Source organism: Leptospirillum ferrooxidans C2-3, assembly GCF_000284315.1.
GTDB classification, from domain to species: domain Bacteria; phylum Nitrospirota; class Leptospirillia; order Leptospirillales; family Leptospirillaceae; genus Leptospirillum; species Leptospirillum ferrooxidans.
Window position 1 is genome coordinate 623,954 of the sequence record NC_017094.1, and the last position, 23,325, is coordinate 647,278.

The 23,325-nt window shown below is 50.8% G+C and carries 22 protein-coding genes; 10 read left to right on the top strand and 12 right to left on the bottom strand.

Going from position 1 to position 23,325, the window contains the following annotated elements:
- Positions 1-35 precede the first annotated feature (35 nt).
- From hpt to ccsA, 9 genes are all read right to left on the bottom strand, one after another.
- Positions 36-554 (bottom strand): hypoxanthine phosphoribosyltransferase, encoded by a 519-nt coding sequence (gene hpt / locus LFE_RS03275; RefSeq protein ID WP_014448850.1) that lies wholly within the window; start codon positions 552-554, stop codon positions 36-38.
- A 4-nt stretch (positions 555-558) separates the two neighbouring features.
- Positions 559-2,004, bottom strand: coding sequence for a tRNA lysidine(34) synthetase TilS (gene tilS, locus LFE_RS12955; RefSeq protein WP_014448851.1), 1,446 nt, complete (start codon positions 2,002-2,004; stop codon positions 559-561).
- The gene (locus tag LFE_RS03285; protein ID WP_014448852.1) at positions 1,988-2,947 is read right to left on the bottom strand and encodes a bifunctional riboflavin kinase/FAD synthetase; all 960 of its coding nucleotides are present in this window, start codon (positions 2,945-2,947) and stop codon (positions 1,988-1,990) included. The genes tilS and LFE_RS03285 overlap by 17 nt, the downstream gene beginning before the upstream one ends.
- A gap of 100 nt (positions 2,948-3,047) precedes the next feature.
- Entirely contained in the window at positions 3,048-4,031 is a 984-nt protein-coding gene (hemB, locus tag LFE_RS03290) for a porphobilinogen synthase (RefSeq protein WP_041773985.1), read from the bottom strand.
- Between the two features lie 17 nt (positions 4,032-4,048).
- Positions 4,049-5,605, bottom strand: a complete 1,557-nt coding sequence (cobA, locus tag LFE_RS03295) for a uroporphyrinogen-III C-methyltransferase (protein ID WP_014448854.1) — start codon at positions 5,603-5,605, stop codon at positions 4,049-4,051.
- 130 nt (positions 5,606-5,735) lie between these two features.
- A complete protein-coding gene (locus tag LFE_RS03300) occupies positions 5,736-6,614 on the bottom strand; it encodes a pirin family protein (RefSeq protein ID WP_014448855.1) in 879 nt (292 codons plus the stop codon).
- Between the two features lie 14 nt (positions 6,615-6,628).
- Positions 6,629-7,558 carry a hydroxymethylbilane synthase gene (gene hemC / locus LFE_RS03305; RefSeq protein ID WP_014448856.1) on the bottom strand — a complete coding sequence of 310 codons (930 nt, stop codon included), beginning with the start codon at positions 7,556-7,558 and terminating at the stop codon, positions 6,629-6,631.
- The gene (gene hemA / locus LFE_RS03310) at positions 7,558-8,901 is read right to left on the bottom strand and encodes a glutamyl-tRNA reductase (RefSeq protein ID WP_232502584.1); all 1,344 of its coding nucleotides are present in this window, start codon (positions 8,899-8,901) and stop codon (positions 7,558-7,560) included. Before hemA ends, hemC begins: the two co-directional genes overlap by 1 nt.
- Before the next feature lie 51 nt (positions 8,902-8,952).
- Positions 8,953-9,864 (bottom strand): cytochrome c biogenesis protein CcsA, encoded by a 912-nt coding sequence (ccsA, locus tag LFE_RS03315; RefSeq protein ID WP_014448858.1) that lies wholly within the window; start codon positions 9,862-9,864, stop codon positions 8,953-8,955.
- A 26-nt stretch (positions 9,865-9,890) separates the two neighbouring features.
- Between ccsA and LFE_RS03320 the strand changes: the two genes are divergently transcribed.
- The 10 genes from LFE_RS03320 to LFE_RS03365 all read left to right on the top strand — a co-directional run bounded on the left by LFE_RS03320 (position 9,891) and on the right by LFE_RS03365 (position 20,958).
- Positions 9,891-11,306 carry a hypothetical protein gene (locus tag LFE_RS03320; protein WP_014448859.1) on the top strand — a complete coding sequence of 472 codons (1,416 nt, stop codon included), beginning with the start codon at positions 9,891-9,893 and terminating at the stop codon, positions 11,304-11,306.
- Between the two features lie 15 nt (positions 11,307-11,321).
- Positions 11,322-12,476, top strand: coding sequence for a KamA family radical SAM protein (locus LFE_RS03325; protein ID WP_014448860.1), 1,155 nt, complete (start codon positions 11,322-11,324; stop codon positions 12,474-12,476).
- Between the two features lie 4 nt (positions 12,477-12,480).
- Positions 12,481-13,242 carry a 5,6-dimethylbenzimidazole synthase gene (gene bluB / locus LFE_RS03330; protein ID WP_014448861.1) on the top strand — a complete coding sequence of 254 codons (762 nt, stop codon included), beginning with the start codon at positions 12,481-12,483 and terminating at the stop codon, positions 13,240-13,242.
- The gene (locus tag LFE_RS03335; RefSeq protein WP_014448862.1) at positions 13,230-14,297 is read left to right on the top strand and encodes a 2'-deoxycytidine 5'-triphosphate deaminase; all 1,068 of its coding nucleotides are present in this window, start codon (positions 13,230-13,232) and stop codon (positions 14,295-14,297) included. The genes bluB and LFE_RS03335 overlap by 13 nt, the downstream gene beginning before the upstream one ends.
- A 137-nt stretch (positions 14,298-14,434) precedes the next feature.
- Complete coding sequence (locus LFE_RS03340) at positions 14,435-16,183, top strand: AAA family ATPase (protein WP_014448863.1); 1,749 nt, start codon at positions 14,435-14,437, stop codon at positions 16,181-16,183.
- Positions 16,183-17,718: a proteasome accessory factor PafA2 family protein gene (locus LFE_RS03345; RefSeq protein ID WP_014448864.1), complete on the top strand. Its 1,536-nt coding sequence runs from the start codon at positions 16,183-16,185 to the stop codon at positions 17,716-17,718. Before LFE_RS03340 ends, LFE_RS03345 begins: the two co-directional genes overlap by 1 nt.
- Positions 17,719-17,745: 27 nt before the next feature.
- Complete coding sequence (locus tag LFE_RS03350; RefSeq protein WP_041773986.1) at positions 17,746-17,961, top strand: ubiquitin-like protein UBact; 216 nt, start codon at positions 17,746-17,748, stop codon at positions 17,959-17,961.
- The gene (locus LFE_RS03355; protein ID WP_014448865.1) at positions 17,958-18,761 is read left to right on the top strand and encodes a 20S proteasome subunit alpha; all 804 of its coding nucleotides are present in this window, start codon (positions 17,958-17,960) and stop codon (positions 18,759-18,761) included. The genes LFE_RS03350 and LFE_RS03355 overlap by 4 nt, the downstream gene beginning before the upstream one ends.
- Entirely contained in the window at positions 18,754-19,485 is a 732-nt protein-coding gene (locus LFE_RS03360) for a 20S proteasome subunit alpha (protein ID WP_014448866.1), read from the top strand. The genes LFE_RS03355 and LFE_RS03360 overlap by 8 nt, the downstream gene beginning before the upstream one ends.
- A 27-nt stretch (positions 19,486-19,512) precedes the next feature.
- Positions 19,513-20,958, top strand: a complete 1,446-nt coding sequence (locus tag LFE_RS03365) for a proteasome accessory factor PafA2 family protein (RefSeq protein WP_148272529.1) — start codon at positions 19,513-19,515, stop codon at positions 20,956-20,958.
- Here the strand turns inward: LFE_RS03365 and LFE_RS03370 are convergent.
- Genes LFE_RS03370 through LFE_RS03380 form a run of 3 tightly spaced genes read right to left on the bottom strand, consistent with a single transcriptional unit; the run spans position 20,955 to position 23,303 of the window.
- Positions 20,955-22,031, bottom strand: a complete 1,077-nt coding sequence (locus tag LFE_RS03370; RefSeq protein ID WP_014448868.1) for a beta/alpha barrel domain-containing protein — start codon at positions 22,029-22,031, stop codon at positions 20,955-20,957. The genes LFE_RS03365 and LFE_RS03370 overlap by 4 nt on opposite strands.
- A complete protein-coding gene (locus tag LFE_RS03375; protein ID WP_014448869.1) occupies positions 22,006-22,965 on the bottom strand; it encodes a homoserine kinase in 960 nt (319 codons plus the stop codon). Before LFE_RS03375 ends, LFE_RS03370 begins: the two co-directional genes overlap by 26 nt.
- A complete protein-coding gene (locus tag LFE_RS03380) occupies positions 22,962-23,303 on the bottom strand; it encodes a (2Fe-2S) ferredoxin domain-containing protein (RefSeq protein WP_014448870.1) in 342 nt (113 codons plus the stop codon). The genes LFE_RS03375 and LFE_RS03380 overlap by 4 nt, the downstream gene beginning before the upstream one ends.
- Between the last annotated feature and the right edge of the window lie 22 nt (positions 23,304-23,325).

Below are 23,325 nucleotides of genomic sequence, written 5' to 3' on the forward strand. Positions count from 1 at the left end.
TCTTGCTCTCATCAACGAAAACTGATCCGTTGAGGCTAGGATCCGGCACGTTCATCAAGAACGGCTATATAAGGCAGTGTCCTGTATTTGTTTTTATAATCCAGGCCGTATCCGATTACAAAGCGGTTCGGAACGGAAAATCCGATATAGTCCGCCGTGATGTCAAGCTTTCTTCCGGCCGGTTTATCGAGAAGGGCGCAGATTTTGACACTCTCGGCACCGAGCTTGGTCAACTGCTCGAGGATGACTCTTGCCGTCACGCCTGAGTCGATGATGTCTTCGATCACGAGAACGTCTGCAGACCTCAAGTCCATGGTCGGGGTTGAAATGGTTTTCTCGCCATGGGCATTGGTTGAAGTCATGATGAAATCGATGCCCGCAGGGAGGCCGATGGCTCTGGAAAGATCTGCAACAAATGCATAGGCTCCCTTTAGAACGCCTATCAGGATCAAATTCTTCTGGGCGTAGTCCGCGGTGATCTGAATGCCAAGCTCTCTGATCCTGTGGACGATTTCATCGTGGGTGATGAGCGGCTTTCCAAAAATTTTTTCCAACGGTTCAGAGCTCCTTCCATGGAAAGTATGTCAATTTGACTCCCCATCCTGTTTTGAGGGAAGGTGAATGAGGCAGCGGAACCACTCCCGGAGCCCAAAGGACTTCACCATTCTGGTAAAGAACAGGGATCTTTGGTCGCTCCTGGCGACTGATGCGGGATTCCAGAATCTCCCGGTTCAGATTCTTTGAACGGTTTCCGGGAACGCCGATTTTGATTTTGGCTCCCCGAAAAGGGTAGCCCAGAACAAGACTTTTCAAGTCCTCTTCCTGAAGGACACACTGTCGGGAGGGTTTCATTCCCATTTCCCACAAGTTCCAATCGTCTTCTATGGGCCTTGACGACAAGTGAATCAATCCTCCCCTTGGAAGTTTTATATTCTCTTCCATATTGCTTTTGGTGTCGAGTGGGCGGAATTGAAAGAATGGAGAGAGTGTCTCATCAAGTTCCGGTTCTGTCGAGTTATGGGTGAGTCGAATCTTTCCGGATTCAATGGACAGGAGCCAACCATTCCCCATTGGGCCTGTGAGAGGGGGAGTCCTGTTCAGGCTCCGGAGAATGTTTCCGGAAGGAGCGACGGGCAAGTCCCAAAGAGATTGCTGCTGAAAAAGATGCTCGACCAGAATGGATTGCCTGACGGGGGATAAAAAGCGAAAGAGAGACAAGGGCATGATGATTGTGCCCCGGATTTCATGGTCAAGAAGAGAATCGATGTTCCGGATCTCCGGCCGGAACTCTTTTGCCATCTGCTCTGCCAGATACGAAAGGGACTCTATTCCCATGGGCGGGAAAATCTCCCTGATCAGGGGGGCCAGTTCATTCCTGACACGATTCCTGAGGTAACGGCTGTCCTGGTTGCTGGGATCCTTGAGATAGGGAAGGTTGCTCTTTTGAAGGGCCGCCCGGATCTCGGAGGAGGTCAATGACAGGAATGGGCGGGCATATCGGTCGTCCCTGAACTCGCTCATCCCCAACAGACCTCTGGGTCCCCTGTTGCGAAAGAGATTCATGAGGATGGTTTCGGATTGATCGGAGCGATGATGGCCCAGAAAGAGAACCGGGCGGGATGATTGGTCGAGGCAACGATCGAAGAACTGATATCGTTCTCTTCGGAGAAGATCTTCCGAGAGCCCTGATGGGGCTTGTTTTCGATAACCGGTCATGACTGGAAGTCCAAGACTGCCGGCTTGATCCCTGACAAAGGCCTCTTCCATTCCATTTCTTTCCGGATCGGTCTGATGGTTGAAATGAAGAATGGTGAGGGTTTTGCGGATTTCAGGGAAGCGGGACAAGGTGTAAAGGAGGCAAAGGGAATCCGCTCCGCCCGATACGCCGACAAAAGCCTGGAGGTCTTCGTTTCCGTTTTGAAAGAGTCTGTTTCTTTCGAGGAAACGGCTTAATGTGTCATGAAAAAAGCGGAAATCCCCAAGGAGATCATCCAGAGAGTTCATGCAGGAGCTTTCGGGATTGTTCGGAATCCTGCCGGATCGACTGGATCAGTTCCTGCGGGCCACTGAAGGATCTTTCGCCTCTCAGGTGATCGATGAAAGAGACTTCGGCCATGAGTCCGTAAAGATCTCCCTCAAAATCAAACAGATGTGTTTCCAGAATGATCTGTCCCTGGCCAAAGGTTGGCCTGCTTCCTATATAAGAAACGCCTGGATACTGTTTTTCCTGGATTTTCGTAATGGTGGCATAAACCCCATTCGGAGGAAGAACTCTTCCCGCGGGTGGAAGAATGTTGATAGTCGGGAATCCGATTCTTCGCCCCCTGCGTTCGCCATCGATAATCGGACCTTCAATCTGAAAAGGGCGTGTGAGGAGATCTCCTGCTTCCCGGACATTTCCGGAGCGGATGAGATCCCTGATCCTTGAGCTCGAGACCCTTGACCCATTTTCTGTCAGTGGAGGAATGACTTCCACCGAAATGCCGTCCGGAGTTAAAATCCGCTGAAAATCGGAGACAGAGCCAATCCGTTGATGGCCGAACCGGAAATTTTCTTCGATGATCAGTCCGGCCAATGGAAAAAGTTTCTTCAGAAAGCTTGTGGTAAAGGCATCCGGGCTCATCTTCGCCAGCTGGGTGGTGAAGGGGACAATTGTCAGTATGTCGACCCCTGTGGAAGCGAGGATCCTTTCTTTCTGGGAAGGATCCATGATTCTGAGAAAAGGTTTTTCGGGAAAAAGGATTTCCAGCGGGTGGGGAGAAAAGGTAATGACCGTTGCCAGCGCCCGATGCTCCCTTGCGAGGGAGACGAGTCTTCTCAGAAGCTGCTGGTGGCCTTTATGAACGCCGTCAAAGTTGCCGATGGAAAGAAATGTTTTGGTTCCGGACGGATAGGGGTTGTTGGATGGAGAAAATCCTTCATCCGAAAATTGTTCAATGATTTTCATCGAACAGCATGACCTGATGCAAACGGAATCGTTCCCATCAGGGAGTCTTTCCGGCCATTCTGCGTCCTGACATGGGTTTTGCCAGACTGTGTTTGTTCCATCATTCTCCCTTTAGAAGAAGTTCCGCCGCCCGAATCGCAAAATAGGTGATGATTGTCGATGCTCCCGCCCGGTGAATACATAGAAGACTTTCAAGGATGGCCCTGTCAAGATCTATCCACCCGTTTTGTCCGGCCGCGACCAGTGTGGAGTATTCGCCGCTGACCTGATAGGCGCACATCGGAAGATCAACCGCATTCTTGACCTCCCGCAAAATATCGAGATAGGGGAGCGCCGGCTTGACCATCAGGATATCGGCTCCTTCCTCAACGTCGAGGCGGGCTTCCCTCATCGCCTCTGTTCTGTTGGCCGGATCCATCTGGTAGGAGGTCCGGTCTCCGAACTGGGGGCCGGACATCATGGCATCCCTGAATGGCCCATAAAAAGAGGATGCGTATTTGACGGCATAGGACATGATCAATGTATCGATGAATCCTTCCTTGTCCAAAGCGGATCGTATGGCGGCCACACGACCGTCCATCATGTCCGATGGCGCCACAACGTCGGCTCCGGCCCTGGCGTGGACGAGGGACATACTGGCAAGGCATCCAAGGGTCGAATCGTTGTCGATCCTGTTTCCGGAGGAGAGAAATCCGCAATGGCCATGGGAGGTGTACTCATCGATACAGATATCCGTCATGACGGTTGTGTCAGGAAAGTTTTCCTTCAGGAAGCGGACAGCTGTGGGGACTGGCCCCTCGGGGTTGAGAGCCTGTGTGGCTTCCAGGTCTTTGGTCTCTGGGATTCCAAAGAGGATGAAGCTTGATACTCCGACTTTTTTCGCCTCCTCTATGACCGGAGACAGTCTGTCGACGGAGTATCTGAAAACTCCTGGCATGGAGGATATGGGTTCTTTTTTGTTTTTCCCGAAGGTAATGAACAGGGGAAGAATGAGTTGAGAGGGGTGAAGCCGGTATTCTCTGACAAGGTTTCTGATCGTTTGAGAGCTTCTCAGTCGTCTTGGTCGATCAATTGGGAATCCCATGGTCAATACCCCTTCTTTTATGGATGCTGCTGTTTGGTGTTGAGTGATTGCTGAATGGTCTGGACCATTGTTTCGACGCTGGTATCGTCTGAAACATGAATCCTCGAAAAATGTTCGGACTCAAGCGCTTTCCGGGTGGTGGGACCGATTGCGCAAGCGGGAACCGATCGAATGGAATTGGCCAATCGGGGAAACAGGCTTAAGAGGTTGGTGACAGCTGAGGGGCTGTAAAAGACCATCGCGTCAATGGTTCCCTCGAGGATCCTTGCGCTGATCCGGTCTTCAACATGTGGAAGCAGTTTGGGAAGCCTGTTTACGTAGCAGGAGATGACAGAGACCTCCCCTCCGGAGCGGGTGAGTCCTTCAGGGATGGATTTGTCTCCCCGGTCCCCTCTGACAAGGAGAACCTGTTCTCCTTGTTTGAGGACGTTCTGCATGGATCGGATGACCCCTTCTCCATGGGATTCCCCCGAGACAAGATCCGGAGTGATTCCCCAGTCGGAAAGGGCTTTTGTCGTTTGCGGGCCAAGAGAGAAGAGCTTTTTCGTATAGAGCTCTCTCAAGTCCCTGCCGAGGGAAAGGAAGCGGGTGAAAAATCCTCTTACCCCGTTGGGACTCAAGAACATGATCCAATTCCATTGCTCCAGAGCTTTGATGGCATGATCCGCAGGGCTCCAATCATCCGGCTGGTCAATGCTGATTGTGGGGCAGACAAGGACCTCTGCTCCGAGAGAGGTCAGGCTGTTTTTCAGAAAACTGGCCTGATCCCTCTCTCTGGTGATCAAGACTGTTTTGTGTGCCAGAGGGAGGTGCTGTGTCCAGGAAAGCCTGACATTTTTTCCGGCTGATTCTCCGATGACGACCACTGCGGGAGGCTTTACGGGAGGGGCAAGCGCATGGGCCGCTATTTCTCCGAGTGTTGTGTCCCATGATGTCTGCTGGGAGGTTGTCCCCCATCGAATGATCATGACAGGGGTGTTTTGGTCCCTGCCTGCAGAGATGATCTTTTGGGCAAGGGATTGGAGATGTTCGACACCCATCATGACGATCACCGTCTGCATCGGAATGGCCAGGGATGCGATTTCCTCCTTTGTCATCCGGTCGGGATTTCCATGGCCGGTCAGGATGGAAATCCTGGAATTGGTCTCCCTGTGGCTGACCGGGACACCCGCATACGCCGGAACGGAGATGGCCGATGTGACTCCAGGAACGATGACATAGGGAATCCCGGATTGTTCGAGTGCCTGGCCTTCTTCACCACCACGTCCGAAAACGAGCGGATCTCCCCCCTTGAGACGAATCACTGTCAGACCCCTTTTTGCCCGGTCAATCATCAGCTCTTCAATTTCGCGCTGTCCAAGCTTCGGGTGGCCACGCTCTTTCCCGACATCGATGAATTCGGCACTGTCCGGAACAAGATCCAGCAGATCCAGGGAGGATAGATGGTCGTAAAGAACCACCTGAGCGGTTTCAAGGGCTTTTTTCCCTTTCAGGGTCAAAAGTTCCGGGTCTCCCGGTCCCGCACCGACGAGGTAGACTGTTCCAATCTTTTTTTCTGAGGTGTTGCTATCCATCTTGCTGCTATCCGATTGGTTAATTGATCATGTCTTTTTTTAAAGGGACTGATCAGATGTTCCGGGTGGGGAGGTTATCTCTCTTCGGACGGTGACACCATGATATATCTTTACAGGAGGCAGAGAAAACTCAGTTGATGTCTCCCCATTTGCCAGATCGATATTCTTCGATGGCTTCCCTGATTTCCTGATTCGTGTTCATGACAAACGGGCCGTAACGGGCAACGGGCTCTCCTATGGGAGGAGATGAAAGGATCAGCGCTTCGGCCCCTTCCTTCATGCCGGAGAAGAGCCATGTTTCGGGGCGTTTGGAATCGGGGTTCCAGAGGGCCATCTGTCCTTCCCGGATTTCTGTCTTGTCTTCATTGGGAATGATGGAGCCTTTGAAAACATACAGAAGTGTCCGGTCTTCCGGGGCAAGGGACAGGGAGATTGTTGCGTTCGGGTCGAGAATGAGATGACCGATAAAGACCTGATGCAGCGTTTGTATCGGTGATGCGATCCCGTCTTGTTCTCCCGCAAGAATTTTGACCAATCCTGTTTTTTCCCTGTTTTGATAGGACGGGATTTTATCCTTGGTGATCTCCTGATAGCGGGGAGGGGTGTTTTTGAGGCTGGCAGGCAGATTGATCCAGATCTGAAAACCATTCATGACTCCCCCCCGTTCCCAAAACTGAGGGGACGGAAGCTCGGAGTGCAAAAGACCGGATCCTGCGGTCATCCATTGCAGATCCATTGGCCCCATCCGGCCGGAGTGGCCTTTGGAGTCCTTGTGTTCCATTTCTCCTTCGAGAAGGTATGTCACGGTCTCAAAGCCCTTGTGCGGATGGTCAGGGGCGCCGATTGCCTCCCTTGGAGCCCAGTTGACGGGACCCATATGGTCCAGAAGAAGAAACGGATCCGCATCATGAATGAGATTGGTCGGAAATGGACGACGGACCGGAAACCCTCCGCCTTCAAGTGTTTTGAGGGCGTCAACAAGTTGATGGGGTGGTGGGGGAAGCTTCATGATGATCTCCTGAGTCAGGAACCTAGGCGAATTTCATCCAGGATCTCTTTTCCGCCTTTTTCAAGGAGTGTTTGACCGATGGCAAGTCCAAGTTCCATCGCTTCTTCGGAGGGTCCTGTGACCTTTTCTGTGAGCATCCTGTCTCCGCTGAGGCTCATGACCCGGGCTTCAAGCTGAACCCATCCGCTTCTCTTGACGGTGGCATAGGCTGCGACCGGCAGCTGGCATCCCCCGGCCAGACTTTTGAGAACACCTCTTTCAGCAGAGACAGCTATATGGGTATCCGAATGGAAAAGCCTGGAAGCAATCGAGGATGTGATGGTGTCCGACTCCCGGTATTCCAGTCCCAATGCGCCCTGACCGATTGCAGGGAGGAGGTCCGATACCAAAAGCCACTCTGTAATCTTGTGTTCGAGTCCCAGCCGTTTCATTCCGGCACCAGCTAAAAGGAGTGCATCAACCTGGCCTTCCTCAAGCTTTCTGAGACGCGTTCCAACGTTTCCCCGAACCGGAACAATGACCAGGTCCGGCCTTATTCTTCTGACCTGGGAGACCCTTCTCAGGGAAGAGGTTCCCAGTTTTGCTCCTGTCGGCAGTTTTCTCAGGCTGGGGTAGTGGATGCTGACAAAGACATCCCTGGGATCTTCCCTCTCCATCGTCACACCCAGTATCAGTCCTTCAGGCATCTCCGCAGGAACATCCTTCATGCTGTGAACGGCCAGATCAACCTGCCGGGAAAGAAGCGCTTCCTCTATCTCCTTGACAAAAAGCCCCTTCCCGCCCACGTCGGACAAGGGCCTGTCCAGAATCATGTCTCCTGATGTCTTGATAATCGTCAATTCAGACTTTACACCGGATGTTTTTTCTATCAGTGCTGCGACATGGCGGGCTTGCCAGAGGGCCAGTTCGGATCCCCTGGTTCCTATTTTCAGAATTTGAGTCATTAGGCCGGGCTCTCACCTTTCAGAAAGGGGATGGGATTTGAGACGGGGGAATTGACAGGCGTTTTTTCCGGAGAAGGTGTTTCAAGGGCATTTTCAGGAAGTCCGTAGCATTTCATTGTCCATTCCCAGATTTCTTCCGATCCGGGAGAATGTCTGATCGTTTGGTAGGCCGGATGCAAGATCTTGTTCAGAAGGGACTTTGTGAGAATTTCGATCTTTTCACGGGCTTCAGGCGGTAATGAAGCCAGTGTTCCCTGAAATCGCTCTATTTCGGACTGGCGAATCTTCTCCGTGTGATTCTTGAGAGCCTGAATCAGCGGGACAGAGGAACGATTTTCCTGCCATCGGGCAAATGATTGCAGCTCTTCCGAGATGATGGCCCCAGCTGCGTGGGCCTCAAATTCGCGTTCTTTTTGATTGGACTCCACAACCGCTTTCAGATCGTCGACGTTATAGAGGAACAGATTCCCCAGACGAGCAACCTCCGGATCAATATTTCTGGGAACAGCGATATCGATCATGAACATGGATCGGCGTCCCCTTTTTGCGAGGGACCTTTCGGCGATCTCTGTTGTCACGAGATAATGCTCCGCACCGGTTGAGCAGACGATCATGTCAGAATCTGCGAGCGCATCTTCAATCTCGTGAAAAGGACGGTATGTGGCCTCATATTCTGATGCGAGGGCCATCCCTTTGTGGGAATCCCTGGTCATGAGGGTCAGGGATCTTACTCCCATCTTCTTCATATGCCTGGCTGTCAGCTGAGCCATATCCCCACCGCCAAGAAGAAGAACGTTTTTATCGTCCATGGTCTGGAAAATCTTGCGGGCCAGCTGGCACGCGGCATAGCTGATCGAGACAGGCAGGTGGCTGATGGCTGTTTCTGTTCGAACTCTTTTGGATGTGGAAATGGCTCGCTGAAAGAGCTGGTTCAGAAATAGCCCGGTATAGCCGAGTGTTTTTGCCCTTTCGAATGCTTCCTTGACCTGTCCGGTGATTTGGGGTTCGCCCACGACCATCGAGTCGAGACTCGATGTGACTTCAAAAAAGTGGCGGACAGCATCTTCTCCTGTGAGGTGGTAGAGATAGGGGGCAATGTTGACCTGTGCAAGTGAAGGATGCGTGGTTTTCAGAAAGTCGAGAAAAAACGAGTGGTCGGGATTGTTCCCGGTGGTAATGGTGATGATCTCAACCCGGTTGCAGGTGGAGAGCACCATGCATTCGAGGATTCCATCCCTTGAGCTTAAATTCCTGATGACTTCGTCTAGATGTTCTTTTGGGTAGGCGAGTTTTTCGCGCACTTCAATCGGGGTTTTCTTATGGTTCACCCCGGCTAGCGTCATTCTTAGCAATTCAGTTGGCCTCCCTTTATGGCATGGCTTTGCAACAGATGGCTAAAGTACTGAATGCCCGCCTCCTACAAAAAGATTGACCGCCAGAATGGTCACGACAAACAGGAAGAAACCGGCGATGGAAAGATATGCCGCCTGTCGTCCCTGAAACCCCTTCTTGAGCCTGAGGAGAACGAGTCCCAGATAGAGAAACCAGACCAGAAAAGCCCAGGAGCCCCTTTTCCCCCATGGCCATAAAACACCAAATGTACCGTAAGACCAAATCATGACAAAAACAAGGCCTAGGGTCAAGAATAAAAATCCCAGACCATTGAACTCCCTGTTCAGTCGGTCCAGAAATTCCAGGGAAGGCAAGCGATTGAAGAGCGTATTGAAGATTTTTTTCCTGAGAAATGTTTCCAGAAGCAGATAGAGAATGGAGAGAAAAAAGGCAATGGTCGCTGATGCCAGTCCAAGATCGACAAGAATGGAATGAAGTCTTACGAGAAGGCTTTCCGCTCCTTCCTTTGCCGGTCCGGATCGCACCCCTTCTCCGAGGACGAACAGCAGGGCCCCGAATGAGACGGGAAAGATGAGAATGCCGAGAAGGGATCCCTTTCGCTGGTGCTCAAGGTAGAGAAAGGAGACGACCAGTGACCAGGAAAAGAATGAGACCGCTTCCCTCAATGTGGCGAGAGCCACATGTCCCATGGATGTGAAGTGGATAAACAGGGCAAGCGTGTGTACCAATACCCCGCCGACACCGGCTGTGACGCCTGCAAGCGAGCCATGTTTGACCCTGGAGAAGAGAATGTCTCCGAGGAGCAGGACAAAGGCTCCGAAATAGAACCCGGCAGCTATTTTGATCAGCAAGATTTCAATGGGTGACAGGGGAACCTCCAGCATGTATCTGTCAAGGGTGATAAGAGACCGGTTTGCCCGATGGAAATCGGACTCCTTATTATTCTTGCCCAACTCCCCTCACTGGGCTAGAATAAGCCATGACTTCCAATCCTGAAATGATGGCATCCGGTTTTCCCGGAGCAACGGTGGATACAGCCCGATTCCTTGAGGGGAAGGGTTTGTTTGAAAAACCGTTCAGGCTCCCGCTTTCAACGATTTCCATTCCCGGTCTTGACCAGAACCTTCTTGAAAATATCGGGCAGGCCCTTTTCGAATTCTATCGGGCGCTCGATGCATTATACAGAAAATCATCGGTTGAACCGAGTCTCTCTTTTGTTGCAGAAATTCTCGACAGGGGCAAACCGAGAGAGCTTGTCGAATTCGCAAGGTCGAAGCGATTCAGGCAGGATCTTCCGGGCATCATCAGGCCGGATCTGCTGATAACACCTGCAGGTCCTGTGCTGACGGAGATGGATTCTGTTCCCGGTGGCGTTGGCTTGCTGCATGCCCTTACCCGGTCGATGCGGGATATTGGCGGAACGGGCGCATTTGGCGGTACAGACGGAATGCTTTCCGGATTTGCATCGATGATCCGTTCGCAAAGACCGGATCCGTCTCTTGTGATTCTTGTGTCTGATGAGTCCCATGACTATCGTGCGGAGATGCATTACCTTTCCGATTGTCTTGATGCGGACCACTTCCCGTCAGCGTGCCTTCATCCCAGGGACATCCAGTTTGATGGCGAAGGGATTTTTCGGCGGGACTCTTCGGGAAAGATGGTCCGAATCAATATCATATACAGATTCTTTGAACTTTTTGATCTTCCCAATATCCCCAAAATCGATATCCTCCAATACTTTGTAAAGGGGGGGAAGCTTAAGGTGACTCCCCCTTTCAAGCCATGGCTTGAAGAGAAGCTGGGCATGGCCCTTTGGCATCATCACCGTTTGAGTGATTACTGGAAAGGGGCGATCCGGGACAGTTTGAGGGATATCCTGGATCAGATTATTCCCAAAACATGGCCGCTCGATCCGACTCCCGTTCCGTCAGGAGCTGCGATTGTCGGTCTGGAGGTGAAAGGACGGAAGCTTCTGGACTTTCAGGCCCTGATCGGGTTAACTCAAAAAGAGAGGGAACTCATCATCAAACCCTCGGGGTTTTCCCCGGAGTCTTGGGGGAGCCGGGGCGTGGTGATCGGCCACGACCTGTCGGAGGAAGACTGGAACCGGAGCGTTATGGATGCTTTTAATGCCTGGCCGCTGACTCCCCATATATTGCAGCCTTTTGTTCGCACATCGCTGTATGAATTTTCCTGTTTTGATATTGGTACCGATTCTGTCGAATCGGGATTATACCGGGTTCGTGCCTGCCCCTATTATTTTGTTCGAAGTGAAAAAGCCACTCTCGGTGGTGTTCTGATGACTGCCTGTCCACAGGACAAGAAGATTATCCATGGCATGTCGGATGCGATTCTTGCTCCTGGTGCACCGGTTCGACTGGAAATGTCTTTATAGCTTTGGAGTTAATATATGGAAGAATGGCAAAGGCTTCTTGTTGATGGAATCCGTCGCTCGGACCAGCTTCCCCAGGATTGGCGACTGGCGAAAGAGGGTGTGGAGCAAAAAGATGTTGAGGAGATTTTTCCTGTCAGGATCAATGCCTATTATCAGTCCCTGATTAAAGATCCGATGGGCCCGATTGGCCGCCAGGTGATTCCTGATCCGGAAGAAATCATGGATATGGACAGCCCTCTTGACCCATTGTCCGAGGACGAGGACAGCCCTGTTCCGGCGATTGTTCATCGGTATCCTGACAGGGTTCTTTTTCTTGTGACAAATCAATGTCCGATCTACTGCCGTTATTGTACCAGGAAGCGAATGATCGGAACCCCGGAAGGTGTCGTAACCAGAGATGAGGTGGAGGAGGGGATTTCCTATATTCGCGAACATCAGGAGATCAGGGATATTATCCTGTCAGGCGGGGATCCTCTGATGCTGAAGGACGATTATCTTGAATACATCGTTTCGTCCTTGCGGGAGATCCCGCATGTGGAAATCATCCGGATCGGGTCTCGTGTTCCCTCCTCCCTTCCCCAAAGAGTGACACCTGCCCTGGTTTCAATGCTTCGAAAGTATCATCCTGTCTATATGAACCTTCATTTCAATCATCCTGATGAAATTACCCCTGAAACGTCACTGGCCTGCAATATGTTGGCAGACGCGGGGATCCCTCTGGGCTGCCAGACAGTGTTGATGAAAGGTGTCAATGATGATCCGGCCGTGCTGAAAAAGCTGTTTCAAAAGCTTCTGACCATCAGGGTCAAACCCTATTATCTCTACCAGGCCGATTTGACCAGGGGGGCCAATCATTTCAGGACTCCAGTCTCGACCGGTCTTTCGATCATGAGGGAAATTCAGGGACACACTTCGGGAATGGCTGTTCCCCATTATGTGATCGATGCTCCAGGCGGAGGCGGAAAAATTCCGGTTCTTCCATCCGATTACATGATTTCCATGGGGGATGGCGATGTTGTCCTGAAAAATTATGAAGGGAAGATCTTTACCTACCCGGATCCGTCAACGGGTGGGGAAACAATGGAAAAAGCCTCTTCCGACGGGAATGACACTTACCGGGAAACACATCCTCAGACCATGCATCCGGGAATGATCGATGAAGCCCGGTGAAAAGATGAGTGACCCCTCTCCTGAAGGGGGGGGGTCTCCTTCTCGCCCGGATCATTCTTTTCCTCCGGAAGAGAAAAGGGGGGTCTATCATGCCATTTATACACGGCGTGATATCCGGAAAGAGTTTCTTCCCGACCCGATTCCGGAGGAAACACTGGTTCGATTGCTCAGGGCCGCTCATCATGCCCCTTCGGTCGGCTTCATGCAGCCGTGGAATTTTATATTGGTGGAAGATCGCAACATACGGATGCAGCTGAAACATGCCGTGGACAAAGAGAGACAATCCGCCGCCGTTATTTTTGAATCCCCCAGGGCGGAAAAGTTTTTGTCATTGAAAGTGGAAGCTATCCTTGAAGCTCCCCTGGTGATCGCCGTGACAATCGATCCCTCAAGGGAAGGGCCCCACGTTTTGGGAAGGCTGTCGGATGCCGATACGGACCTTTATAGTGCATCTTGCGGAATCATGAACATGTGGCTTGCGGCAAGGGCAGAGGGGATCGGGATGGGGTGGGTGACCATTTTCCGAAAAGGGGATGTCCAGTCCATTCTTGGCCTCCCGTTTCATATCAGGCCGATCGGTCTTTTGTGTCTGGGATACGTCTCAATCTTCCCCAACCGTCCCATGCTGGAAACGGAGGACTGGGCCTATCGGCAGAAACTTTCGGATCTGGTTTTCCTGGACCGGTGGAATGGTCAGGAAGGAGAGTTGCTGGAAAAGCTGAGGGAAGATCTTGATCGATCGGAGGATTTTTTTTGGGAACATTGAGTGATAGGGAAATCCTTGGGCTTGTAGCAGAAGGTCATATTCGTTCAAGACGCTATAAGAAGTTCGAAGTTCAGCCGGCCTCCCTGGATTTGCGGCTGGGATCCATCGCCTATCGGGTCCGGAGCAGTTTTCTTCCTCAGGGAGAGAGTGTTCAAACGTTACTTCCAGAGATGACTCTCTATCAGATCGACCTGAATTCCCATCCTTATATTGAACCCGGGGCGATTTATATCATTCCCCTCGATGAATCTCTTTCCCTCCCAGCCACTGTGGGGGGGAAAGCAAATCCGAAAAGTTCAACTGGCAGGATTGATGTCTTTACGCGTGTCCTGACAGAGAATGGACACCGTTTCGACGATGTCCCATATGGTTACAACGGGCCACTTTATCTTGAGCTTTTTTCCCGTTCATTCCCTTTGAGAATATCTTCCGGGCTTTGTCTTTCCCAGTTAAGGCTTTTTTCATCAAGGGAGATTTTGTCGGACGAGGATCTTTTGCTGCTCCACAAAAAATATTCGCTTTATTCGGATGAGGCGGAAGGGGGATTGCAGGATGGTCTGGTTCTTGGTGTCGATCTTTCGGAAGGGGATGTGGTTGGCTATCGGGCCCGAAAAAATTCCGGAATACTCGACCTTTCCTCTCTGACGCCCCTTTCGCCCGAGGCATTTTGGGAGCCCATCAAAACGCCTTCAGGGGGAGCGCTGATTCTGGAACCGGAAGAGTTTTATTTGTTTGCATCACGCTCCAGATTGAAAATCCCTAAAAACTTTGCGGCCGAGATGCTGGAGTTCGACGCCCAGTCAGGAGAGCTCCGAACGCATTATGCAGGTTTTTTTGACCCTGGTTTTGGTTTTTCGGAAGAAGGGGCTAAAGCTGTCCTGGAAGTGAGACCCCATGATGTTCCCTTCAGGATTGTTGACGGGCAAAGGATTTTCCGGTTGCGTTATGAGCGGATGAATTGCCCTCCTGATAAGATCTATGGGCAGGATATCGGTTCCAACTATAGTGCCCAAGGATTGAAATTGAGCAAATATTTTAGTGATTTCAGCTTCTGAAAAACGTTCCCGGCAATTTTTTTTGCGCCCATCTATTTGCACCGATCGATTGACTTGGTGTTTGAATGACTCTTAGACTAAAACAGCATGGTTCCAGATCCCCCTTTTTCCCCCGCTGACATAAGGAGTCCTCCCCGATGAGTGATCATGGTTCACTATCTCCCCCCGAGCATCAGATCCCGTCTGATCATTCCGGCCCGCATGAGTTTTCGGGAAACGCTGAGAAAGACCGTATGGAAACTCTCTTCAGGTCCATGATTGATGCTGTTGACCGGATTGGAAAGAAACTCGATGACCAGGATGGTGTCCGAAAGGATCTGTTTGGTTTCAAGAAAAACCTTTACGAAGCTGAAGTCGAGTGGGGACGCCTTCTTTCCGAACAGGAAAAGATGAATGAAGTGATTGAAAAGGTTACAAGCCCAGCCTTCAGGATCGGGACGCTGATCGAAGTCATGGAGGATGGCTTTGTCTGGGTGTCGGTCGGCGGAGGTGACTATCATGCCGCCCTTGACCCAAGGATTGATCCTTCTTCCTGTCATCCCGGGATGAGGGTTCGCCTGAATGAGGCCATGTCCCTGGTGGGGGTTCTGGACGCAGACATGCATGGACCGGTAACAAGAGTCGAAAAGATCTTGCCGGATGGCCGTCTTGAAATCGGTCAGGACCGTTCAATGGGGACAGGAATGGGTTCGATGGTTTTGGGGAGAGGGGAGAAGCTTCTGAAGGAGACTGTCGCCCCGGGCGATTCGGTTCGTCTCGATCCATCCTCAAGGCTGGCTCTTGAAAAAGTCTCTTCTCAGGACAGCCCTTATCTGATCAAAGAGGTTGCTGACGTTTCCTGGTCAGATGTGGGTGGTCAGAAAGAGGCCCTCCTGGAAATCCAGAAGGCGATCCTGAATCCGGTCCTGCATCCCGACCTTTTTCAAAAATATCACTTCAAGTCTCCAAAGGGATTTCTGCTCTATGGCCCTCCGGGATGCGGAAAGACCCTGATCGGAAAGGCAACGGCCAATTATATTGCCGGGGAGATGTCCAAGAAAGAAGGCAGGGAGATCAAGGGAACCTTCTTTCATGTGAAGGGACCGGAGATCTTCAATATGTGGCTTGGGGAATCGGAGCGTATTGTCAGGGAGCTTTTTGCCCAGGGAAGGGAGTCCCGTTCAAGAGGAGAGTTTCCGGTCCTTTTTATCGATGAGGCGGAAGCGATTCTGGGGACCAGGAAGTCTTCGAGGGCTTTCAATATTCACAATACGATCGTTCCAATGTTTTGCGCCGAAATGGATGGATTGGCATCCCAAGCCGGATTCATGGTGATTCTCGCGACGAATCGACCCGAAATCATTGACCCTGCAATCCTTCGTCCTGGCCGGATTGATCGAAAAATCCGTGTTCTTCGTCCGGACAGGGATGCGGCATTCGAGATCCTGTCTCTTGCGATTCCACCTTCGATTCCAACAGCGAATGATTTGAAAGTCCTTGATGAAGCGGAACGCGAGCGGATGCTTTCCGCTTTTCTTGACCGAGTGTATGCGCAAAGTCAGGAAAATGCTGTCATGGACCTCTTCTTCCGTTCGGGACGGAGAGAAACCCTTTACAGAAAATCATTCTTGTCGGGCGCCATCCTTGTTTCTGTTTTTGACAGGGCGAAAGAGAAAGCCCTTTTGCGCGAGCTTTCAAGTTCCGAAGAGGTCGCCGGGATTCGGGAAGAAGATCTTTGGGATGCGATCACTAAGGAATTTGAGGAAGGGGATATTTTGCCGGATTCGGATGTTGCAAGGGATTGGTTGAATCTTCTGGATCTTCCGTCAAGGGATGTGGTGGATATCCGGAGAATCCACCCCGGAGAGAAAGAGCGTTCCTTCCTTGCGCGCAGACAGATCGAATGATGGACTTTTTCTTTCCTGTTATTGCCGGAATCGAGACAGAATACGGAATTGTCCGAAGCGATACCGAAAGCTCGGATCCTGTGATTGAGTCAATGGAGTTGATCCGTTCTTACAAGGGTAGCGAGCCTCTGAAGTGGAACTACTCCGAGGAAGACCCCTCAATGGATGCTCGCGGTTTTCATGCGGAGGGGTTGGCGCAGGATCGTGAAGAGGAGGAGTTTACCCGATCGGATCACCAACGATTCTTCTCGTTCAGGGAGATGAAAAGCGACCGGATCCTGCCCAATGGGGCCCGTTTTTATAACGACCACACCCATCCGGAGTATTCGACGCCTGAATGTCATGGTCTTTTTGATCTCCTGGCGCAGGATCGGGCAGGGATTCTGGTTATGAGAATGGCGAAGAAGAACCGGGAGGAGCAACTGGCTCCTGATGGACGGATTGCTCTCTACCGGAATAATACGGACTATCACGGACATAGTTATGGGTGTCACGAAAATTATCTTCTTCCCAGGGAAATTCCCTTTGAAAGGATTGTTTCCCACCTTCTGCCGTTTCTGGTCGCGAGGACCATTCTGGTGGGTGCGGGGAAGTATTCGACCGAGTCTTCCGAGCGTTCTGGCGAGGTCCGCTATCAGATCTCTCAGCGGGCCGATTTCATGGAAGCCTTGATCGGTGTCGATACGATGCATAATCGCCCTCTTGTCAACAGTCGAGATGAACCCCACGCAAGAACATCTTCATACCGGAGGCTCCATCTGATTGTTGGAGATGCCAATATGTCCGAATGGCAGACGGCCATGAAAGTCGGCATGACAAGGCTTGTTCTTGGTTTGCTTCTCCGGGATATCTCCGTTTCCGGCGTTGCCATGGAGAACCCGTTGCTTGCCATCAGGGAGATTTCGAGGAGCCTTTATGATCAAAAGCCTGTTTCGATGGAAAATGGGACAGATATGACCGCATTGGAGATTCTCGAGTCCTATATGCATGTTTGTCAGGGGTTCTCTCATAATGACAAGGAAAGCTCATGGGTCCTGGGGGAGTGGTCCACCGCGCTGGAGGATTTTCGGAAAGATCCATCCCTCTTGTCGGACAGGGTGGACTGGATTGCCAAAAAGGAGCTCTTTGATTCCTTCAGGCAGGAACAGTCGTTGGCTTCGGATGATCCATGGTTGCAAAGTCTGGATCTGGCCTATCACGATCTGGACCCGGAGAATGGGCTTTTCTGGGAGATGGAGTCATCTGGTGCGATGCGTCGTCTGACACGTGAGGAAGACGTATTGAGAGCCATCGATGGCCCTCCGAGTCAAGGTCGGCCCAGAATCAGAAGCGCTATCCTTTCTCTTTTTGGCGACAGGATTTCAGAGGCTGGATGGGAAAGGATCCGTTTCAAGGATGGATCGCTTGTCGATCTTCCTCTTTTTCTCAAGGAAACACCCGAAGATATGAATTTGCTTGAAAAAAAGGTGAGGAGTCTGAAGCACCCGGGAGATCTGGCCTCTCTTTTTATAGAGAAGCCTTTCTCTCGCTCGTAACATTTGACCATATAAGGAGGGTCCAAGATGCTTACCGGAAAAAACTCATCAGGTTCATTCATCATCGCCTTTCCTGATCAACCTGTTTCACCAGCCTCCCCGGGAAAGAGAGAGCATAAACAAGAGGCTCCCATCCCCAAAAAACCGGATGGTGGACGTGATGGAGTTGACCGCTTGCGGGAAAGAATGAAAAAAGTCGACCCCAATCAATCGGAGCGATACCGGCAAAGGACTGGCCAATGAAAAGAATCGAACCTCTCAACGGACCATCCGGCTCCTTCCTGGAGCTTTTGAACCACCAGTCTGGCGCGTATTCACCCTCTCATGCGGGAGAAGTGTCCGCCGGAAAATTCCAGGAGATTCAAGCGACAACGATTCTGGCCTTTCACTTTTCGGAGGGTGTTCTTGTCGCAGGCGATCGGCGGGCAACCGCCGGCAATAGGATCATGGCCAACCGGGTAGAGAAGGTGATCGAGATTGACGGCCGTTCTGTTCTGGCCATTTCTGGATCACCCGCCCAGGCAATTGAGATGGCAAGGGTTCTGGATCACTCCTTCCGCTATTATCGCCGAACACAGCTTGAGGAGATGTCTCTTGAAGGACGGTTGCGGCTTCTTGCCCAGCTTCTGAAGGAGAATCTTCCTATGGCCATGAATGGAGTCGGCGGGGTTGTTCCTTTGTTTATAACCTTTGACCCCGAGTCCAATGAACCGCGGATCTATTTTTACGACATCCTTGGTGCCCATTTTGAGGGAACCCCTTTTGCGGTAGGTGGGTCAGGGTCTCTTGAAGTTCAGGGCATTCTCAGATTTCTTGATCGCTGGGGGCCATCGGGAGGGCTTTCCTCCATTTCAAAAAAAGATGCAATTGTTCTCAGTCTGAGACTTCTGGAAACGGCATCCTACTTTGATTCGGCAACAGGAGGCATTCAGGCTGGTGACAGGATCTATCCTGTCATAAAACTGGTATCCGGAAAAGGAGTCGAAACGGTGGGGGAAGACCTTCTGAAAGAGATGATGGAAACGGAGGTTCGGGGTGTTTGATGAACCTTATCGTTGGGTCGATGCGATCAATCAGCGCAGGGACTATATTGAAGAGCAGCTGAAGCGTTCCTCTCCGGTTGTCGCTGTATCTGTAAAGGAAGGGATCTTGATGGTGTCCTTTTTTCGCAGGACCTCGAAGATTTTTGAGATTTATGACCGGATGGCAATGGGGGCCATAGGACATCCTGCGGATATCGAGTTGATCAGAATGGCGGCCATCAATGCGTCCCATGTTGAAGGGTTCACCCGGTCCTCAAAAGATGTATCGATTCGAAGGCTAACAATGTTTACTCTTTCTCCCAAACTGAAATCCGCATTTGAAGATGTCATGTCATCTCCAATGATTTACAGGGGGATTTTTGTGCAAGTGGGAGGGACTCCGAAAGAGGATCTGTTCCTTGATCTGGATTTCGGTGGACAGGTTCAGCCCAGTAAGGGTTCTGCGGCCATTTCACACGAGGAAGATGTCTCGGAACGCATTCGAAAACTTCTTCCGACGGAAACTCTTACGAAGAAAGAGGCTCTCCCTTTATTGATTCATGCCTGTATTGCCGGAAGCCCGGATTTTGAAGATATGGGACTTGATTCTGATGGGAATATCGTTGATGAGGATCTCTATAAGAGAAAAAAAGAATCGTTCTTCTCTGAAAGGGAGCCTGATATCCATCTTCTGGATCGTAAAACCGGGTTATTGGAGCGAATGTTATTGCCTGAAGACAAATAATGTGTTCTCCGGAAGGAGGGGTTGCCATTGCGTTCCATCATAGGACTTGAAACGGAGTATGGAACCCTGTTGAACAGAGATCCCGGTTCCGTTCGGGATCTTTTTCGCCAGGAAGAGATTTTTCAGAGATTGAGAGATCACATCTTTCATACCAGTCGTCTTGGGGCGATAGACCAGCATCAGAGAGCTTATGATGAGCCAGTTGGCAATGGTGGATTCCTGAGGAATGCAGGGAGGCTTTATGTTGACATGGGCCATCTTGAATACGCCTCCCCTGAAGCTCTCGATCTTCTGGATCTGGTTCTGGTCGACAGGGCCGGAGATAAAATTCTACAGGATGCGATCAACGAACTGGGCTTAACCTCTGAAATCTCCCTGATTAAAAACAATATAGATCATCAAACCCTTGCGACTTTTGGTTCTCATGAAAACTATCTTGTCTCACGGCAGTTTCCCTTCACGGAAAAAGGAATGGAACCGTTGGTGGCATTTCTTGTGACAAGACAGATTTTTACGGGAGCCGGACGGGTCGGCTCTGCCAATCTCAATGAGAGTCTGATCACATTCCCCCCCACAGCAAAGCCAGTCACTTTTCAGCTCTCCCAACGGGCTGATTATGTGGTGAACAAGTTTTACCAATGGGTTCAGATGAATCGTTCCATTGTCAATACAAGAGATGAACCATTGGCGGATCCGGCTCTTTTTCGGCGCATGCATCTATTGATGGGTGATTCCAATATGTCCCAATTTGCGACAGCGATGAAGTTTGGAACGACCCGACTTGCACTTTCCCTTATTGAAGACGGGCTGGCTCCGGCGATTGGGATTATCGATCCTGTCCGGGCCAATCATTCCATTTCCCATGATATTTCAATGGGGTGGAGAGTAATGGACAATGATGGCCAGATGCTGACGGCGACAGATTTACAATGGATGTTTCTTGAAGCAGCAGACCGAAATTATCGGGGTAGGGACGAAGAAACAGACTGGGTAATTTCAGAATGGGCAGCTCTTCTCTCCGACCTCGGCCAAAAAGATCCGGAAAAGGTGGCGGATCGCATTGATTGGGCTGCCAAATATGTATTGCTGGACCAATTCAGGGAAGACGAAGGGCTCGACTGGAGCGATCCATGGCTGGAGAGTCTGGACTTGGAGTATCACAATATTCACCCTGAAAAAGGCCTGTTCCGTATCCTTGAGCAAGAGGGAAGGCATCGTCGGCTGATTTCTGACAGACAGATCACGGATGGAGTCGGGAAGCCCCCGGATCATACAAGGGCCTATGGTCGTTCAATAGCCGTTAACCATATTCTGGAAGAGAATGATTTATCCTACATTATCCAGTGGTTTGGAATTCAGGTGAACGAAGGGGAAGTGCTGTATATGCTAGATCCACTTAAAACATATCAATGCGAGGTGGATCAGTATTTTTCTGATCCACCGGATAAACTGGCGACTCCTCTGGACAGCTAGTCAATATCTCTTTGTTTTGTGACATAGGCGAGGTATGGATCCCACATTGCCCCGGTAGCGGACATGACAAAGTCGGCCCCTTCATTTCGGAATAACATATAATCATCGGGGGTGTTGTATCCGCCTACCCCGATGAGCGAGAGGTCCATTTTTTCTTCGTCAATCACTTTTCTCAGAATCCCTACGGTTTGAAGCGCAAGATTTCTGATCCCTGCTCCGCAAAGCCCAGACCGTTCTCTTCCTGCCCCAGGAAGAGCCGGTTGTCCGTTCGAGTTGATGATTGTTCCCAAGACGGTGTTAATAGCTCCGACTCCCTGTATGTACGGAGAGGCTTTTTCGAGGAGTCTTTTCGCGAGGTCGGGGTCTGAAATTTGGCCTATCTTCATAATCAGGGGAGTGTCTCCGATAGCGGCCCTGACCATGGACAAAACCTTCATGCTCGATTCAGGACTTTGGTAAAGCTGCCCCTCTTTTCCCTTGACGTTGGGACATGAAAAGTTGACCTCGATAGCCATTGCGCCTGCTTCCTTGGCGATTTTTGCCGTTCTGGCAAAGTCCTCCGGCATGGAGCAGTTTGGTTGTTCAATGCCGACAACCGATACGACCAGAACCTGATTCTTGGCGAGAGACTGGACCGCCTTTCCGATATCGGGAATCCAGACGGAAGGATCTTGGCTTGGCATTCCAAAAGAGTTTGTAATCGTTATGGAGTTCATGGACTGAGGATGGAAGTCCAGCGTTGCAATCAGTGGCGAATCCAGGTCTTCTGCCTTGAATGGACGGTTAAATGGGACATAAAGACAATTGGGATTCTGGTAGGAAGGATGGCTATGGCTTCTGACCGTTTTGTAGGTCAGGATGTCAAATCCCATTTTGGAATAGAACTCGATCCAGCTTGAATTCAGAAGCGGTCCTGCCGGAATTCCGATTCTGGACCGGCAAGGTATTCCAAGAAACGAAACCAGTTGATGTGTGTCCTGAAGGGGAGGTGGCGAGATCCCAAAAACCGGCCCATTCCTGTAGTTTTCATCGTAAGAGATTCGAATGTCATAAACTGGAGGTGCGATTGACAATTCTGGCTCCTTTGGAATCAATGGTTGATGGGATCAGGACCGCTGAGTATTCCTGATTGTCCAAGAATGGTTGCAGGGTATCCTGGACTTTTTGGATTGTGGTCTGATTGGGTGAAAGTGCTACCATTGTTGATCCTGCACCTGATATGACGAGATTTGAAGCACCGGCTTCAACCGCAATATCTCGAATGGCTGAAAACAAGGGGATGAGAGGGCCTCTATAGGGAGAGACGAGTGGGTCGTTGACCATCTCACAAAACAGATTCTGGTTATGGGAAGAAACTGCAGTCAGAATGCCGGCCGTTCTCATAATGGCTTCAACTGAGTTTTTAAAAGGTACTTTTTCCGGAATGGCTTTTCTGGATTCTGAGGTTTTCAAAAGGGATCTCGGGACGATAAACAGAAGGTGAACACCATCAAGCGATCCAAAACGGAAAGACTTCTTCAGATTGGTAATGGAGACAGTGACTCCGCCATATAGGCAAGCCGAGACATTATCCAGGAAATATCCGCCACTCACCCTGCTTTCAGCATTGGCAGCCGCTTCCAGAACTTCCTGCTCCGAGAAAGGATTCCCGGCCAGAATGTTTCCCAAAAAGGCTCCGCCGACAGCTGATGCCGCACTGGAGCCAAGTCCTGATCCAGGAACTCCTTTTTCGATTGATATCACCAGATCCTTTCCTGTTAGCCCAGCCATGTCCAGAATAGTCCTGGCCGCGATAGTTGCCGTGTTCTGGTTTGGATCCATTGGCAATTCGCTCCATGCTCCGGAAATGGAAAGGATCCTGTCGCCGGATCGTTTGTCTTCGAGATATCCTGTGATCTGGTCACCCATTCCTGTAACGGCCATCCCAAGGGTATCAAATCCTGGTCCGATATTGCCGACAGAGGCTGGTGCATAAACTGTGACAGGATTCATGTTGATGTTTCTCAAAGAGATCTCCCTCCCAGTTCCGGAGGATTGTCGATTTGAAGATCCGAAACGATATGTCCCTTTTGAAGGTGTTCTGAAACGATCCGTTTGACATCTTCCGAGGTTTGTATCCTGTAATAGACTCCATCTGGATAGATCGCCAATACAGGGCCTTCCTCACAGGTATCAAGACAACCGCTTTTATTGATCCTGATGGGTCCAGGGACAGGACTCATCAGGACGGCTTCCTTCAGCTCGTCGAGCAGGGGAGCGATTCCCCTGGCTGCGCAGGATCCTCTTGGATGGTTTGCTGGCCGTTCATTCGTGCAGGCAAAAAGATGATAGCGAAATCTTCCCATTGCTCTTGACTCCTTATTATGG

Coding starts and splice junctions, on each gene's coding strand:
- tilS (WP_014448851.1), bottom strand. CDS start 2,004: ATGAACTCTCTGGATGATCTCCTTGGGGATTTCCGCTTTTTTCATGAC.
- LFE_RS03285 (WP_014448852.1), bottom strand. CDS start 2,947: ATGAAAATCATTGAACAATTTTCGGATGAAGGATTTTCTCCATCCAAC.
- hemB (WP_041773985.1), bottom strand. CDS start 4,031: ATGGGATTCCCAATTGATCGACCAAGACGACTGAGAAGCTCTCAAACG.
- cobA (WP_014448854.1), bottom strand. CDS start 5,605: ATGGATAGCAACACCTCAGAAAAAAAGATTGGAACAGTCTACCTCGTC.
- LFE_RS03300 (WP_014448855.1), bottom strand. CDS start 6,614: ATGAAGCTTCCCCCACCACCCCATCAACTTGTTGACGCCCTCAAAACA.
- hemC (WP_014448856.1), bottom strand. CDS start 7,558: ATGACTCAAATTCTGAAAATAGGAACCAGGGGATCCGAACTGGCCCTC.
- hemA (WP_232502584.1), bottom strand. CDS start 8,901: ATGACGCTAGCCGGGGTGAACCATAAGAAAACCCCGATTGAAGTGCGC.
- LFE_RS03320 (WP_014448859.1), top strand. CDS start 9,891: ATGACTTCCAATCCTGAAATGATGGCATCCGGTTTTCCCGGAGCAACG.
- LFE_RS03325 (WP_014448860.1), top strand. CDS start 11,322: ATGGAAGAATGGCAAAGGCTTCTTGTTGATGGAATCCGTCGCTCGGAC.
- bluB (WP_014448861.1), top strand. CDS start 12,481: ATGAGTGACCCCTCTCCTGAAGGGGGGGGGTCTCCTTCTCGCCCGGAT.
- LFE_RS03340 (WP_014448863.1), top strand. CDS start 14,435: ATGAGTGATCATGGTTCACTATCTCCCCCCGAGCATCAGATCCCGTCT.
- LFE_RS03345 (WP_014448864.1), top strand. CDS start 16,183: ATGGACTTTTTCTTTCCTGTTATTGCCGGAATCGAGACAGAATACGGA.
- LFE_RS03350 (WP_041773986.1), top strand. CDS start 17,746: ATGCTTACCGGAAAAAACTCATCAGGTTCATTCATCATCGCCTTTCCT.
- LFE_RS03355 (WP_014448865.1), top strand. CDS start 17,958: ATGAAAAGAATCGAACCTCTCAACGGACCATCCGGCTCCTTCCTGGAG.
- LFE_RS03380 (WP_014448870.1), bottom strand. CDS start 23,303: ATGGGAAGATTTCGCTATCATCTTTTTGCCTGCACGAATGAACGGCCA.